We start from the raw sequence: 15,734 nt of genomic DNA on the forward strand, positions 1-15,734 counted from the left end.
GAAGCGCGGACCTCATTCCATCAGGTCCGTTTCGAGGGGCGGATCATGCCGCATGGCCCGCACTGCAGCAAGCCGCACAGGACAGCAATCTGTTTTCCATCAAGCGGAATGAGATGCTGCGCCGGAGCTCGCGGCGCAGCGATCAGAGATGAAAGTCGGGGACGGTCTGATACGGCGTTCCGGGCGGCAGGCCGAGGAACAGATACTGCATGCCATATTGTCCGGCGAATGCCGATGCTGCCGCATCCATGATGACGTGACCGCCCAGATCAAGATGCAGCTCCGGCCGCGTGATCGGTCCGAGCGTGTAGGCCGGCGCGATGGTCTCGTTGATGTGCAGCGCGTCGAACACGGCGGACACGGCCGACAGCGAGGCCGCATTGCCGGCCAGATCCACGACGTTGGCGCCATTCGAGGTGAAACCGGTCACGGCCAGCGCGGCGGCGCGATCCGTCGACGACACGATGTGATCGAACACCAGTTTCGAGGGATCGCCGAGCAGCGCCGTCGCGGCGGCATCATAGATTGCGCTGCCGCCATCGTTCAACGTCAGGGTTGGCGTTCCGCCATTGACGTGAACCGCCTCGTTGAAACCGACGGTCAATTGCACCAGCGCGCCGGTCGCCGCCGCGCCACCGGACGGCGTCGCGGTGATGCCGGTGAGATGGGGCGCTGTCGTGTCGAGGGTGAAGGTCAGGCTCGAAGATGCGCTGACATTGCCGGCGGCATCGACCTCCTGCACCGTCACGGTATGCACGCCGTCGGTCGTGAACACCGGCGCCACCGTGGAGAAGCTCGACGCACCATCTGCCTTGAAGCGCAGCGTATCGGCCGGGTCGGACCTCGTGTAGTCGATCAGCGCATTGCTGGTGATGTGATCGGCACCGGAGAAACCGGTGTCCTGGTGCAACGCCAGCCTTGGGGCCGATGGCGCCTTGGTATCACCGGAGAAATTGATGGTGCCGCTTGCCGCGCCGGCATTGCCGGCGACGTCGGCGTAGCTCGCACCAACGACGGACAGGTCGGCCGACAGATGGTCGGTGACGTCAGGCGTGAAGAATGCGGTGTAGATATCCTGGCCCAACCCGTTGAGGCCGACATGAACCAGGCCGCTCAGCGTGCCGCCATGGACGGCGACGTCGCCGAGCCCGAAGCCCGCGACGGCCTCCGAGAAGGTGAACGTCATGCGCGCCGTATCGCCCGCGCGCAGCAAAGTGTGATCGGCCATCACCGACACCGTCGGCGAATGCGTATCGCCGCCGATCGAAGCGGTATTGCTCGCCGTGCCGGCATTGCCGGCATCGTCGGCATAGCTCGAGGCCGTGACCCGGATCGAGCCCGCCAGCACGTCGTTGATATCTGGCGTGAAGGTCGCGGTGTAGACATCCTGGCCCGACACGTTGAGCCCGACATGGACCAGATTGCTCAGCGCACCGCCGGCGACGACGGTGTCGGTGAGCGCAAAGCCCGTGACGTGCTCCGAGAAGGTGAAGGTGACGACCGACGTCTGGCCGGCCAGCACCGAGCTCGGGGTCGCCGCGACCGACACCGTCGGCGCCTTGGTATCGCCGGTGAAATTGATGGTACCGCTCGCCGCGCCCGCGTTGCCCGCGACGTCGGTATAGCTCGACGCCCTGACCTGCACCGACCCGACCTCGGCGTTGCTCTCATCTGGCGTGAAGGTCGCCGTGTAGATGTCCTGGCCCGACGCATTGACGCCGACATGAACCAGATGTCCCAACGTCCCGCCATGCACGGTGACGTCACTGAGCGCGAAGCTCGCGAGCTGTTCGGAGAAGGTGAACGTCACCAGCGCGGTCTGGCCCGCCAGCAGCGCGTTGCGGTCCGCCGCGATCGACACCGTCGGCGCCAGCGTATCGCCACCGATCGTGGCTGTGTTGCTCGCGGCGCCGGCATTCCCCGCCGTGTCGCTGTAACTGGACGCATTGACCTTCACCGAGCCCGCCTCGGTGTCGCTGACGTCAGGCGTGAAGGTCGCGGTGTAGATGTCGTGGCCGGAGCCGTTGAGCCCGACATGCACGAGATTGCTCAGCACGCCGCCATGCACGGTGGTGCCGGCGAGCGTGAAGCCCGAGACAGCCTCCGAGAAGGCGAAGGTCGCGACCGAGACGTCGCCGGCCAGCACCGTGTCCGGGTTGAGCGTGACCGACACCGTCGGCGCCAGCGTATCGCCGGTGAAGTTGACCGTGTTGCTGGCTCCGCCGGCATTGCCGGCCGTGTCGCTGTAACTGGATGCGTTGACCTTTATCGAGCCCGCCTCGGCGTTGGTCGCGTCCGGCGTGAAGGTCGCGGTGTAGATGTCCTGACCGGATCCGTTGACGCCGACATGGACGAGGCTGCCCAGCGCGCCGCCATGGACGGTGACGTCATTGAGCGCGAAGCTGGCGACGGCCTCGGAGAAGGTGAAGGTCACCACCGCGGTCTGTCCGGCCAGCAGCGCGCTGTGATCGGCGGCCACCGACACGGTCGGCGCCTTGGTGTCGCCAGTGAAGCTGATGGTGTTGCTCGCCGCGCCGGAATTGCCGGCGACGTCGGTATAGCTCGACGCATTGACCTGCACCGAGCCCGCCTCGGTGTTGGTCGCGTCGGGCGTGAAGGTCGCGGTGTAGACGTCGTGGCCGGAGCTATCGACGCCGACATGGCTGAGATTACCCAACGTGCCGCCTAGGACCGTGACATCGCCAAGCCCGAAGCCGGTGACGGCTTCGGAGAAGGTGAAGGTGACCACGGCGCTATCGCCGGCGGTCAGCGTGTTGTGATCGGCGGTGACCTGCACCGTCGGCGCCTTGGTGTCGCCGGTGAAACTCACCGTGCTGCTCGCCGCGCCGGCATTTCCCGCGCTGTCGGCATAGCTCGACGCATTGACCTGCACCGAGCCTGCCTCGGCGTTGGTCACGTCAGGCGTGAAGGTCGCGGTGTAGATGTCCTGGTGCGAGGCGTTGAGGCCGACATGGACGAGGTTGCTCAACGTGCCGCCGCTCACCGTCGTATCCGACAGCGCGAAGCCCGTGACCGCCTCGGAGAAGGTGAAGGTGACGGTCGAGGTCTGCCCGGCCAGCAGCGCGGTTGCACTCGCCGTCACCGACACGGTCGGCGCCGCGGTGTCGACCACGAGATGCAGGTCCGTTGCCGCACGGCCCAGTCCAGCGTCCTGGCCGCCCGGATCCTTGATGGTGCCGGCATTGAGCGAAAGGCTCTGCACCTGAAGATCGGAGGTGTTGTCGCCGTCCTGCACGTTGTAGCTGAACACCAGCGTGTGCGAGCCGCTGCCGCTGAGATAGGTCGCAGCCTTGCCGTCGTTGAGCAGCAATTGCGGCGCGCCGGTCACGCTGACGGTGTTGCTGAAATTGACCGATATGGTGACGACCTTGCCGGCGTTCAGGACCGTGACGTGACCGGTGGTATCAGCGGTGACCGAGATGATGGCTGCTTGCGCGCTGATCTCGAGATGCGGCGTGGCGGAGCCGTCGGAGGCGAGCATCAGCGAGCTCGCCGAGCCGCCGAGCCCGAAGGTCAGATTGAGCGACGCGAGGACCGTGCCGCCGCTGCTCTTCACCAGCAGCACGCCGTTGGCATAGGACAGCGTCGCCGTCGCGTCGTAGGCGATGTTGGCAAAGTCGATGGTGTCGCCGCCGCCGAAGCCGGTGATCGACGTGCCGAACGCCGTGCCCGAGAACGCCGCGGCATCGAGCACCAGCTTGTCGACGGTGCCGTCGGTGAAAGCGATCGCGCCTGATCCCGCGGCGCCATTCGCTGCCAGTTCGAGGGTGGCACCCTTGATGACGGTGCCGCCTGAATAGGTGTTGTACGCTGAAAGCACCAGCCGGCCGCCGCCTGTCACCTCGACATCGCCAGGTGCGGCGCCGTCGGAGATGACGCCGCTCTGGGTCACGGTTTGACCGGCGGCGACATTGAAGGTCGGATCGCCGGCGACGGTGATGTTGTGGGTCTGCGTGAAGCTTCCGGTGAAGCTGATGCCGGTGCCATCGCCCAGCTTCAGGATGCTGGTGACCGCGCCGAGATTGACGTTGGCTGAAATCGAAATCACGGTGCCGGCGCCACTGACCGTGGTGTTGCCGGTGTAGCTGTTGGTGCCGCCGAGCACGACGGTGCCGCCACCGCTGATGGCGACGCTGCCGGTGCCGGCATTGGCGCCGGTGCCGCCATTGCCGCTCTGGTCGGCGATGTCGTTGGCGACGGTGAGCGTCTGGCCGCTGACTGGCGCGAAGCTGAGCGTGTTGTTGCCCTGGATGAAGATGCCGGAGCCCAAGCCCGAGCCGCTGGCCTGGCCACTGCCATCAGTGCCGCCGGCGACCGCATTGAAGCCCGAATCGTTGGAGAGCGAGCCGCCCTTGATGGTCAGCGAGCCGCCTTGCTGGACGAAGACGGTGCCGCCGGCGCCAAGGCCACCACCACCACCCGGCGCGCCGTTGCCATTGGTGCCGCCATTGCCGCCCCCGAAGCCGCCCATCGCGCCGATGCCGCCACCGCCGCCGAAGCCACCATTGCCGCCGTAGCCACCGCCACCGCCGTAGCCGCCATTGCCACCCGCGCCGCCGCCACCGCCGTAGCCGCCATTGCCGCCGTCAAGCGCGTTGCCGCCGCCGATGCCGCCGCCGGCCCCGTTCGCGCGGGTATTGATGCCGACATCGCCCCCGGCGCCGCCACCGCCGCCATTGGCACCGCCTGCCCCGCCTGATCGGTAGTTGTGGATGTACCCGCCCATATAGGGAAAGTCGTATCCATCGCTGCCTCTGCCGCCGCCGGCTGTGCCAGGCACAATGCCACCCGCACCGTTGGAACTGACAACGGAGTCGGAGCCTTGGGCGCCAAGACCGATGCCGCCGCCGCCGCTGCTTCCGCCGCGGCCGCCCATCCCGCCGCCGCCGCCCAGGCCGTAGAAGCTGGTGATACTTCCGGTGCCGCCGCTGCCGCCATTGCCTCCGATCGCGGCGCTGTTGTGGAAGATGACATTGTCGATCGTCGCGCTGCCGTTCGACGAGATGAACAGCGCGCCGCCGAGCCCGGCACCGCCACCGCCGCCACCGCGGACGACACCGCCGCCCGCCGCCACCGTGTTCTGGATGGTCAGGTTTTCCAGATTGACGTTGCCTGCATAGACGAAGAAGCCACGCTGGGCGTTGAGGCCGTCGATTGTGTAGGTACCGCCATGGCCATCGCTGCCGTTGATGGTGACGCTCGATCCGCTCAGCAGGTTGAAAGCGTACAACTCCGACGTCAGGCTGAAATTGGCCGTGATGTTGATCGTGTAATTGGCGTTCTGCGCGGCGTTCTGTCCGCCAGAGTCCATTTGCAGGATCGCCGCATTGAGATCGGCGACGCTGGCGACGTTGAACACCCGGGTCGAGATGATCTGCACGATCGTGCCGCCGGTCGCATCCTGCGTGAGCTGGAAGCGGGTGCCGCCGTCGAGCCCGTTCACAGTCAACGTATCAGTCGTGGTGCCGTTGGAGATCGAGAGCGTGTTGCCGGACAGGCTGACCGTGTTGAGCGACGGGTTCAGGGTGTTGTATTGCAGCCCGGTGAGATCGATCTTCTGACCGGGATTGAAATTCGAGATCGTGTTGGTGAACGCATTGCCGTTCAGCGCGGCATTGTCGATCTTCAGCGTGCCGGCAAGCCCCGTGCTGAAGGAGATGTTGCCGGTGCCGGCGGCGCCATAGGTCGTGAGCCAGGCTGTCCCCGAATAGATCGTGGTGCTGCCATAGGTGTTGGCATGGCTGAGCACGAAGGTGCCGCCGCCGTCGATGCCGAGATTGCCGCCGCCGCTGATCAGCGCGGTGTCAGTGACGGTCGCGCCGGTCCCGACCGCAACGGATGTGCTGCCGTTCACGACGATCGCGTCGTCAAAGATTCCGCCGGTGGTCAACCCGAGATGGCCACCATTCAGGTTGAGCGTGCCGGTCAATCCGGCGAGCTGACCGAGCCCGAGTTGCAAGGTGCCGGCGCCAGATAGCGTGAACGTGCCGGAGCCGCTGATCGAGCCGGTGTCGGCGATCGTGCCGGACGAGATGTTGAAGGTACCGCCATTGGCGGTGACCTGAATGTCGTGGGTGAAGGTGTAGCCGCCGCTCGTGGTCAGCGTGCCGCCGTTGAGGATCAGCGCGCCCGCCGAGCCGCCGATGTTGTTATCGGCGGCGATCGCGAGCGTGTTGCCGCCGTCGATCTGGGTGCCGCCGACGTAGCTGTTGGCGCCGGTCAGTGTCAGCGTGCCGCCGCCGGAGACGACCAGCTTCCCGCTCGTGCCGGTGCCGCTGATACCCCTTTCATCCGCGATGGTGTCGGCGATCGTCAGCGTGGTGACGGTCTGCAATCCCTGGGTCGCCGTCGGCACGGTGTGCGTCGGCGTGACGGTCATCGTGCCCTGGATGAAGATGCCGCCATAGGCGGAGCCATTGCCGGCGCCGTTGGCGCCGGTGCCGCCGATCTCGGTGCCATTCGTCAGGGTGCCGCCGATGACGGTCAGCTTGCCGCCCTGCTGGACGAAGATGTCGCCGCCGGCGCCAAGCCCGCCGCCGCCACCGCCCGCGAGCGAGCCATTGCCCGCGCCGAAGCCGCCGGTGCCGGGCGTGCCGTTCGAACCGCCGCCACCGCCGCCAAATCCGCCATTGCCGCCGGTATGCGCATATCCGCTGCCGTTGCCGGATCCGCCGCCGCCGCCGGCGAAGCCGCCATTGCCACCGGCGAAGATGCCGCCGCCGCCGCCGCCGCCGATACCACCCGTTCCGCCGAAGCCAGCACCGAGACCGTTGGCAGTCGAATTGCCGCCACCGATGCCGCCGCCACCACCGCCGACACCGCCACCGCCGCCTCCGCCATTCGCACCACCGGCGGCATGCGCGCCGTAGCCGATGCCGCCGTAATTGTCCCCGCCCTGCCCGCCGCCGGCCGCGCCGCCGATCGTCGCCGGCGTACCGCCCGCGTTGTTCGCGCCGGTCGAGGGATGCTGGGTGTTAGAGCCCGTCTCGGTGTACCCATTGCCGCCGGTCCCGTGGTAACCGTAATAGTCTTGGCCGCCGAAGCCGCCGCCACCGCCGCCGCCGCCATTGCCGGCTCCGCCATCGGCACCGATGCCGCCACCACCACCGCCGCCGCCGGCTGGATCGACCGCGCCGCCATCGCCGCCCTTGGCGGTGTTGTTGCCGAAATTGACATTGTTGAGCGTGACGTCGGCGTTCGCTCCGACGAACAGGCCGCCGCCGAGTCCCGCGCCGCCACCACCGCCGCCGGTGCCGCCATTGCCGCCGCTCGCAACCGCATTGATGATGGAGAGGTTCTTGAACGTCACCGTGCCGGAGGTGACGACGAAGCCCTGATAGCCGCGCGCGTCGATGACGTCGCTGTAGTCCTGGCCACCGAGTTGATTGTTGTAGTCGGAGTTGCCGTCGAAGGTGAGTGTCGAGCCGTTCATCAGATTGATGGCCGGCAGATCGTCCAGCAATTGCAGCGTGCGCGCGCCGGACGACAGCGAGAAGTTGATCACGTAATCGGTGTTGGCCGCGGCGAGGCCACCGCCGACGCTGATCGCCGTGATCGCGGCATAGAGCTGGGTGTAGTCGTGGACGGGATCGCTGGTCGTCAGCGTCAGAACAACGGGATTCGACACAAGGACCTCGGAAATATGTGCGAGCAACCGCAACGGGCCGCTGTTTCCAAAAATTTCCGACAGTTAGCTTGCGCCGCAAGTCATTGGCAATAATAACAAATTCTCATTCCGTGCACGGAGTTGCAATGGTCAATGGGTAAGGTTGACGGGCGCGACGACGCGCTACTCCGGCGTAAACGACAATCTTCGGCACGATACCGGGCACACGAGAACACGCTCGTCGCGCGGCCAACATGCGGCGGCGTGAAACACGCGCTACGATCATGCGTACGATGAGAAGCGCCGCAGGAAAATGATCGGCGGCAGAACCAGGGATGGTCGGCGTGGTCTCGCTTCGCTTGTGGCCCCGGGACGCGCTTTCCGCCAGACTGTCCTTGGTGACGACAACGCTTGCAACGGAGCGCGCCGGAGTGACGACGAGTGCAGCATGACGTCTCGCCGCGATAGAGCATGGCGTCGCCGGCCGGCGGCTCTGACGATGGCTGCCTGCGCGCTCGCGATCGTCGCATGCATCGGACCTGCCGAGGCGGCAGGATGCAATTTCGAGGTGCAGGGCGAGGGCCGCGTCGCCGCCATCGTCGATGCGCGCAGCTTTCGGCTGGACGACGGCCGCGAGGTCAAGCTTGCCGGCATCGAGATTGCCGACCGGGCCAGGGCCGCAGCCGCGCTGTCGGCGCTGCTGCTCGGTCGCGACGTGACGCTGCGCGGCCAGGACGACACGCCGGACCGCTATGGACGGCAGCCGGCCTATGCCTTCCTCGCGGCCAGCGACTTGCCGGTGCAGGGGGAGTTGCTGCGCCATGGCCTCGCGCTGGCATCATCTGATATCGCCGACAAGGACTGCGCCACCGCCCTGATGGCCGCGGAGGCCGAGGCGCGGGCCGCCCGATCGGGAACCTGGGGCGAGGCCAGCGTCATAAAAAACGCCGAAAGTCCCGGCGATATTTTGGCCGGGATCGGGCGCTTTACAGTGGTCGAGGGCAGGGTTTTGTCCGTGCGCCAGGCGGGGGCGACGACCTACCTGAATTTCGGCCGAAACTGGACACAGGACTTTGCTGTGACTATTTCAAAGCGCATAGTCCCTGCGTTCGAGGCCGCCGGGCTTGCGCCCAAGTCTCTGGAAAATCGCAGGATTCGTGTGCGAGGCTGGGTTGAGGCACGACGTGGGCCGCGAATCGAACTGCTCCGGGTGGGACAGCTTGAGCTACTCGGCGGGAACTAGGCCGCACAAGCCATGCCGCTGACCGGTTGCGGGACAATGTGTGAGTTTTGGACGTGATTGAACGCGCAGGACGGCGTGAACAAGGGACTGGCCGCCGCCTTTCGGCTGCGCCGGCGCTCGTTTGCGCGGCCCTGACGCTGTCGGCCTGCGGCAATGTCGGCCGGTTCGAGCAGGTCACCCCGACCGCAGCGGCGGCGCCGCCGGTGAAACCGAACCGCGTGGTGCAGCAGACGCCCTCGAGCGAGCGCGAGCACGAACGCATCCTGTCGTCCTATGGCGGGGCCTATGACGATCCCAGGCTCGAGGCCCTGATCAACAAGACCGTCGAGCGGCTGGTCGCCGCGTCCGAACGGCCCGACCAGGCCTACAAGGTGACGATCCTCAATTCCGGCGCGGTCAACGCCTTCGCGCTGCCGACCGGCCAGCTCTATGTGACGCGCGGCCTGATCGCGCTGGCCAGCGACACCTCCGAGCTCTCCTCGGTGCTGAGCCACGAGATGGCGCATGTGCTGGCCAAGCACGCCGCAATGCGCGAGGACCAGGCGCGCCAGGCCGCGGTGGTGACGCGGGTCGTCACCGACATGAGCAGCGACCCCGATCTCACGGCGCTGGCGCTGGCCAAGACCAAGCTGACGATGGCGAGCTTCTCGCGGCAGCAGGAGTTCGAGGCCGACGGCATCGGCGTCGGGATCGCCGCGCGCGCGCATTTCGATCCCTATGGCGCGGCGCGCTTCCTGACCGCAATGGAGCGCAACGCTGCGCTGAAGGTCGGCAAGACCGCGCTCGATCCGCGCGCGCAAGATTTCACCTCGTCGCATCCGGCGACGCCGGAGCGCATCTCCAATGCGCAGACCACCGCGCGGCAATACTCGTCGCCCGAGAACGACGAGCGCGACCGCGAGACCTATCTCGCCGCGATCGACAACATCGTCTATGGCGAGGATCCCAGCGAAGGCTTCGTGCGCGGCCGCCGATTCCTGCATCCGAAGCTCGGCTTCACCTTCACCGCGCCCGAGAATTTCACGCTCGACAACACCGCACAGGCGGTGATCGGCGTGCGCGAAGGCGGCAGCCAGGCGATGCGCTTCGACGTGGTACGGGTGCCGGCCGAGCAGACGCTCGGCGATTATCTGAATTCCGGCTGGATGGAAGGCGTCGAGAAATCCTCGACCGAGGACCTCAACATCAATGGTTTTCCGGCAGCTTCGGCCACCGCGCATGGCGACCAGTGGCAGTTCAAGGTCTACGCGCTGCGCTTCGGCAGCGACGTCTACCGCTTCATCTTCGCCGCCAAGCAGAAATCCACCGAGAGCGAGCGCAATGCGCGCGAGACCGTCAATTCATTCCGTCGTCTGACGCTCGATGAGATCCAGGCCGCGCGCCCGCTGCGCATCAAGGTCATCAACGTGCAGCCCGGCGACACCGTGGAATCGCTGTCGCACCGCATGGCCGGCGTCGATCATCCGGCCGAGCGCTTCCGCGTGCTCAACGGCCTCGACGCCCACGCCCAGGTGAAGCCGCGCGACCGCGTCAAGATCGTGGTGGATTGAGCCTGCGAAGCGTCGCGCTCGCACCTCACCACCGCTGTTGTCCCGGCGAAGGCCGGGACCCATAACCACAGGGTAGCGTTGTTCGAGCGCGCTGTGGCCCCAGCCGCTTCCAACAATCACCTTCGGTGATAAGGGTTCCCTGAGTTCACAAACGAAGTGCAACACTTCCATCTGGAGGTGTTGCCATGGGGCGGACTTACAAGCAGCTCTGCCTGGAGGAGCGATGCGAGATTGCCAGGCTTTCGGCCGGTGGTAGCTCGATCCGGCAAATCGCGGCAGCTTTGGATCGCCCGCCATCAACGATCTCTCGGGAGCTGAACCGCAATTCTGGCGTTCAGGTCGGTTACAAGCCCAGCTATGCCCAGCAACAGATGCGAGCGCGGCGCTGGACGGGCTCTCGCCTCGAACGAGAGCCCGGCCTGCGCCGCGCGGTGTTGGAACGTCTTGGTCGGGGCTGGTCGCCCGAGCAGGTCGCCGGCCGGCTGGCGCGTGAGCACGGCCGCAGGGTGATCTCCTATGAGAGCATCTACCGCTTCATCTATGCCCAGCTCACCCGCACCTCGGACTTCAGCTGGCGACGCTATTTGCCGCGCGGCAAGAGCAAGCGCGGTCGTCGCGGCAAGCGGGGCGGCAGTCCCGCAAGCTTCATCGAAGGCCGTGTTTCGCTGGATCAGCGTCCCATCGAGGTCGCCGATCGCAAGACCCCGGGCCATTGGGAGGCCGACCTCATGATGTTCTCCAAATACGGTCAGCAGATCTTGGCCGTGCATGAGCGCACCTCCCGCCTGTTGCTCGGCGTCCCCCTCGCAAGCAAGCTCGCCTCCGGCGTCGCCCACCATCTCGTGCGCCTGTTCGAGGTCCTGCCACAACCGATCCGCCGGACCGTCACCTTCGACAACGGCACCGAGTTCGCAGCTCACCTTTCCTTGCAAAGCCTCTTGATCAAGACGTTCTTCTGCGATCCCCACGCCCCCTGGCAGAAAGGTGGCATCGAGAACGCCATCGGCCGCATGCGCCGCTTCATCCCACGCAACACCGACCTTGAGAAGCTGCCGACCCGCCGCCTTCGCAAGTCCATCGCCGCCTACAACAACACCCGCGCAAATGCCTTGACTTCAAGACCCCGACAGAGGTCTTTGCTGCTCAAGTGTTGCACTTCGAGTGTGAATCCACCTTCCGGCCTTCGCCGGGACGACGGGTGGAGAAGCTTGGCGCCCTACTTCGCCTTCTCCTTGAGGAAGGCGATGATGTCGGCGCGGTCCTTCGGATCCTGAACCTCGTAGAACATCTTGGTGCCCGGCACCATCGCGTCCGGACCGGAGAGCCATTTGTCGAGATTGGCCTCGGTCCACACGATCTTCGAGTTCTTCAGCGCCGGCGAGTAATTGTAGCCCGCGACGGTCCCGGCAACGCGGCCCACGACGCCCTTGTGCATCGGGCCGACATCGTTCTTCTCGATCGAATGGCAATCGCCGCAGCCCTGGTACAGCGTGGCGCCGCGCACCGGATCGCCCGCCGCGCGGGCGCCGTTCAACGAAAGCAGGATCGCGATGGCCGCCATCGCGGCGATTTTGGCGTGCCGCAGCGCCGGCACGCCCGCGATCGAACGAATGGTCATTGCAGTGGTCTCCTGTTTGCCACGACGACAGGAGCAGCCACACCACCATTCTATTCCTCGACATGCCGCACACCCTCGCTTGAGGGAGATTTTTGAAGCCGCCAGGAATATCCGCGCGCCACCGGCAATCTCACTCGGAAGCTGCCACCTCCGCAGCGGCGCCGCGCTATGGGAGCATCCCCAGTGTTTCGCAATCGGTTCGGCGCCGTCGCTCGACTTGCCGGATGCGCGTGCATGCTTGCTGCGTTCACCGCCGCAGCAGCCACCGCCGCGCGCGCGGACGGCTGTCCAAAGCCGGGCGACGACATTGCGACCGACCGGCCCGACGTCACCAATTCGAGCATCGTCGTGCCGGTCGGGAGCTTGCAGAACGAGAACGGCAGCAACCTGACCGGACGCGACGGCGGCCGCAGCATCGACGGCAGCAACAGCCGCTGGCGGCTCGGCATCGCGCCCTGCCTCGAGGTGCTGGTCGACTTGCCGAGCTATCTCGGAACAATGAGATCGCCCGGTCCATCCGGCTTTTCCGACGTCGCGCCCGGCATCAAATGGCAGATCAGCCCAGTGCCGGGGAAGATCGACCTCTCGCTCGCGGCCGGCGTCGCACTGCCGACCGGCGCGGTCGACGTCGCCGGGCGCGGCACGCAGCCCTATATCCAACTGCCATGGTCATGGGAGCTGCATGACGGCTGGGGCGTCAGCGGCATGTTCACGGAATTCTTTCGCCCCTCCGAGCTGACCGGCCGGCAGATGTCGGAAGCGACCTTCGTGATCGAGAAGAAACTGACCGCGCGGATCAGCGTCTTCACCGAATATGTCGGCGACTATCCCGACGGCGCGCGGCCGACCCAGCTGATCAATTCCGGCGGCATGGTTCAGATCACGCCGACCCAGCAGGTCGACCTCCATGTCGCCTTCGGGCTCAACCGCAACTCGCCGAACACCATCGTCGGCCTGGGCTATTCGTTCCGCGTCGACGGACTGTTCCGCTAGCTCAACCCTCGGCTTCGCGCAGGCCGCTCAGCCAAAGCGCCAGCAGCGTCCACACCGCGCCCGACAACAGATACGCGCCGGCCGAGATCAGGCCGAAATGCGTGGCCAGCAGCAGCGCGGCCAGCGGCGCGAAGCCGGCGCCGAACAGCCAGGCGAAATCCGAGGTCAGCGCCGAGGCCGTGTAGCGATAGGTCGATGCGAAGCTGGAGGCGATCGCGCCCGACGACTGGCCGAACGACAGGCCGAGCAGCACGAAGCCGAGCACCATGTACACGGTTTCGCCGAACGCGCCGGCATCGAGCAACTGCGGGGCAAAGCCGCTATAGACCGCGATCGCGACCGCCGAGCCCAGCAGCAGCGGCTTGCGCCCGACGCGGTCGGCGATCATGCCGGAGGCGATGATCGCGACGACGCCGACCATGGCGCCGATCATCTCGATGATCAGGAAGCGTACCGGGCTTTCCCTGGTGAACAGGAACACCCAGGACAGCGGAAACACCGTGACCATGTGGAACAGGGCGAAGCTCGCCAGCGGCGCGAAGGCGCCGAGCAGGATGTGGCGGCCTTCCTGCGCGACGGTCTCGCCGACCGGCGCCGGCTCCAGGTCGCGGCTCTCGAACAGCTCGGAATATTCGTCGGTCGCCACCATGCGCAGCCGCGCGAACAGCGCCACCACGTTGATGGCGAAGGCGACGAAGAACGGATAGCGCCAGCCCCAGTCGAAGAAATCATCGGCCGAGAGATTGCCGGCGAAGAAGGCGAACAGCGCGCTCGCCACGATCAGCCCGAGCGGCGCGCCGAGCTGCGGCACCATCGCATACCAGCCACGGCGATTTGCCGGCGCGTTCATCGCAAGCAGCGAGGCGAGCCCGTCCCATGCGCCGCCCCAGGCGATGCCTTGCAGGACGCGCGCGGCGGCCAAAAGCCAGATCGCGGCGACACCGATCGTGTCGTAGCCGGGCAGGAAGGCGATCGCCACCGTCGAGGTGCCGAGCAGGAACAGCGCGATGACGAGCTTGGCGCCCTTGCCGTGGCGGCGGTCGACCGCCATGAAGATCACGGTGCCGAGCGGCCGCGCGGCGAACGCCAGTGCGAAGATGCCGAACGAATAGAGCGTGCCGGTCAGCTCGTTGACGAACGGGAACACCAGCTTCGGGAACACGATCACCGAGGCGATGGCATAGACGAAGAAGTCGAAGAATTCCGAGGTCCGTCCGATGATGACGCCGATGGCGATCTCGCCGGGTTTCGCCTGCCCGTGACCTGATGCCGTCGGGGTGCCGTGAGCCATTGCTGGGGCCTGTGCCATCGCCGGAGAACCGTCCTTTGGAGCATAATCCGGGAACATGGAAACTGGTTTTCCGGCCGGATGTTGCTCAAGCAAGAGATGCGTCCACGGGCGCTTTGCCACGCGGTCCACCTCACTTTCTGAGCTTCTATCCCGCAGTGCAACATTGGACAAATTGTCCAATGTCAACTTTGCTGCATCGCAGCTACCCGTTGGCCGAAATCATAAAATTCCAGTGGGGTGAGCCGTGCGCGCCTTGAAATTATTGGCCTTATTGCCCTTCGCGGCGCTCCTTGGCGGGTGCGATTTCGTCGTCCTGGCGCCCGCCGGCGACGTCGCCGTCCAGCAGCGCGACCTCGTCGTGATCTCCACCGTCCTGATGCTGATCATCGTGCTCCCGGTGATGGCGCTGACCGTGTTCTTTGCCTGGCGCTACCGCCAGTCCAACACCGCGGCACCTTACGAGCCGGAGTGGGATCACTCCACCCAGCTCGAGCTGGTGATCTGGTCGGCGCCGCTGCTGATCATCATCTGCCTCGGCGCGTTGACCTGGATGGGCACGCATCTGCTCGATCCCTACCGCTCGCTCGGCCGCATCGCCGCGAACAAGCCGATCGAGAGCAAGGACGCCCCGCTCAATGTCGAGGTGGTCGCGCTCGACTGGAAGTGGCTGTTCATCTACCCGGATTACGGCGTTGCCGCCGTCAACGAGCTCGCCGCTCCCGTCGATCGCCCGATCCGCTTCCGCATCACGGCCTCGTCCGTGATGAACTCGTTCTACATCCCCGCCCTTGCCGGCCAGATCTACGCCATGCCCGGCATGGAGACCAAGCTGCACGCGGTCGCCAACAAGGAAGGCACCTTCCGCGGCTTCTCCGCCAATTACAGCGGCGCCGGCTTCTCCGGCATGCACTTCGAGTTCAAGAGCCTGTCGGCCACAGGCTTCGACAAATGGATCGCCAACACCAAGGCCAGTTCCAACATGCTCGGCCGCAGCGACTATCTCCAGCTCGAGCGCCCGAGCCAGGACGATCCGGTGCGGCTCTACGGCACCGTGGATCGCGATCTCTACAAGGCGATCCTCAACATGTGCGTCGAGCCCGGCAAGATGTGCATGAGCGAGATGATGGCGATCGACGCCAAGGGCGGCCTGGGGCGCGAGGGCCTCAACAACACGCTGCCGCTCACCTACGACAAATACGCCCGCCGCGGCGCACCGCTCGGCACCGGACCGACTTTCGTCGCCGGCATCTGCTCGATGGACGAGATCAAGGACGCGCCGTCGCGCGAGGTCACCGCGCCGCTCGACCTGACGCCGCTGCGCGGCTTCGGGCTGAAGCGCCCGCCGTTCTCGCCGGCGCATCCGTCATCGACCTCTTTGCTGCTCGGCCAGCGTCCGAAATCAGAGTCCTGAG

General features: G+C 66.1%; 8 protein-coding genes. 5 read left to right on the plus strand and 3 right to left on the minus strand.

Features of this window, described 5'->3' with window-relative positions:
• Window positions 1-142: 142 nt before the first annotated feature.
• Window positions 143-7,648 (minus strand): Ig-like domain-containing protein, encoded by a 7,506-nt coding sequence (locus CWS35_RS40490; RefSeq protein ID WP_157817069.1) that lies wholly within the window; start codon window positions 7,646-7,648, stop codon window positions 143-145.
• A 478-nt stretch (window positions 7,649-8,126) separates the two neighbouring features.
• Here CWS35_RS40490 and CWS35_RS03940 point away from each other — a divergent pair, with 478 nt between their 5' ends.
• The 3 genes from CWS35_RS03940 to CWS35_RS03950 all read left to right on the plus strand — a co-directional run bounded on the left by CWS35_RS03940 (window position 8,127) and on the right by CWS35_RS03950 (window position 11,694).
• Window positions 8,127-8,870: a thermonuclease family protein gene (locus tag CWS35_RS03940; protein ID WP_100950895.1), complete on the plus strand. Its 744-nt coding sequence runs from the start codon at window positions 8,127-8,129 to the stop codon at window positions 8,868-8,870.
• A 53-nt stretch (window positions 8,871-8,923) separates the two neighbouring features.
• Window positions 8,924-10,420 (plus strand): M48 family metalloprotease, encoded by a 1,497-nt coding sequence (locus CWS35_RS03945; RefSeq protein ID WP_024582666.1) that lies wholly within the window; start codon window positions 8,924-8,926, stop codon window positions 10,418-10,420.
• A gap of 185 nt (window positions 10,421-10,605) precedes the next feature.
• A complete protein-coding gene (locus CWS35_RS03950) occupies window positions 10,606-11,694 on the plus strand; it encodes an IS30 family transposase (RefSeq protein WP_210202764.1) in 1,089 nt (362 codons plus the stop codon).
• Here the strand turns inward: CWS35_RS03950 and CWS35_RS03955 are convergent.
• Window positions 11,637-12,038 carry a cytochrome c family protein gene (locus tag CWS35_RS03955; RefSeq protein WP_024582665.1) on the minus strand — a complete coding sequence of 134 codons (402 nt, stop codon included), beginning with the start codon at window positions 12,036-12,038 and terminating at the stop codon, window positions 11,637-11,639. The genes CWS35_RS03950 and CWS35_RS03955 overlap by 58 nt on opposite strands.
• Window positions 12,039-12,272: 234 nt before the next feature.
• Here CWS35_RS03955 and CWS35_RS03960 point away from each other — a divergent pair, with 234 nt between their 5' ends.
• A complete protein-coding gene (locus CWS35_RS03960; RefSeq protein ID WP_244442253.1) occupies window positions 12,273-13,031 on the plus strand; it encodes a transporter in 759 nt (252 codons plus the stop codon).
• A gap of 1 nt (window position 13,032) precedes the next feature.
• Here CWS35_RS03960 and CWS35_RS03965 read toward each other — a convergent pair whose 3' ends face one another.
• On the minus strand, window positions 13,033-14,322 hold the full coding sequence (locus CWS35_RS03965; RefSeq protein ID WP_024582663.1) for an MFS transporter: 1,290 nt from the start codon (window positions 14,320-14,322) through the stop codon (window positions 13,033-13,035).
• Between the two features lie 244 nt (window positions 14,323-14,566).
• Here CWS35_RS03965 and cyoA point away from each other — a divergent pair, with 244 nt between their 5' ends.
• Window positions 14,567-15,733 carry a ubiquinol oxidase subunit II gene (gene cyoA, locus CWS35_RS03970; protein ID WP_168226262.1) on the plus strand — a complete coding sequence of 389 codons (1,167 nt, stop codon included), beginning with the start codon at window positions 14,567-14,569 and terminating at the stop codon, window positions 15,731-15,733.
• The last annotated feature ends 1 nt before the right edge of the window (window position 15,734 follow it).

It is taken from the genome of Bradyrhizobium sp. SK17, from assembly GCF_002831585.1.
Lineage (GTDB): Bacteria > Pseudomonadota > Alphaproteobacteria > Rhizobiales > Xanthobacteraceae > Bradyrhizobium.

Bases quoted from the DNA above. Each gene is read 5' to 3' on its own strand.
- CWS35_RS03940 (WP_100950895.1), top strand. From the start codon at position 8,127: ATGGCTGCCTGCGCGCTCGCGATCGTCGCATGCATCGGACCTGCCGAG.
- CWS35_RS03950 (WP_210202764.1), top strand. From the start codon at position 10,606: ATGGGGCGGACTTACAAGCAGCTCTGCCTGGAGGAGCGATGCGAGATT.
- CWS35_RS03955 (WP_024582665.1), bottom strand. From the start codon at position 12,038: ATGACCATTCGTTCGATCGCGGGCGTGCCGGCGCTGCGGCACGCCAAA.
- CWS35_RS03960 (WP_244442253.1), top strand. From the start codon at position 12,273: ATGCTTGCTGCGTTCACCGCCGCAGCAGCCACCGCCGCGCGCGCGGAC.
- CWS35_RS03965 (WP_024582663.1), bottom strand. From the start codon at position 14,322: ATGGCTCACGGCACCCCGACGGCATCAGGTCACGGGCAGGCGAAACCC.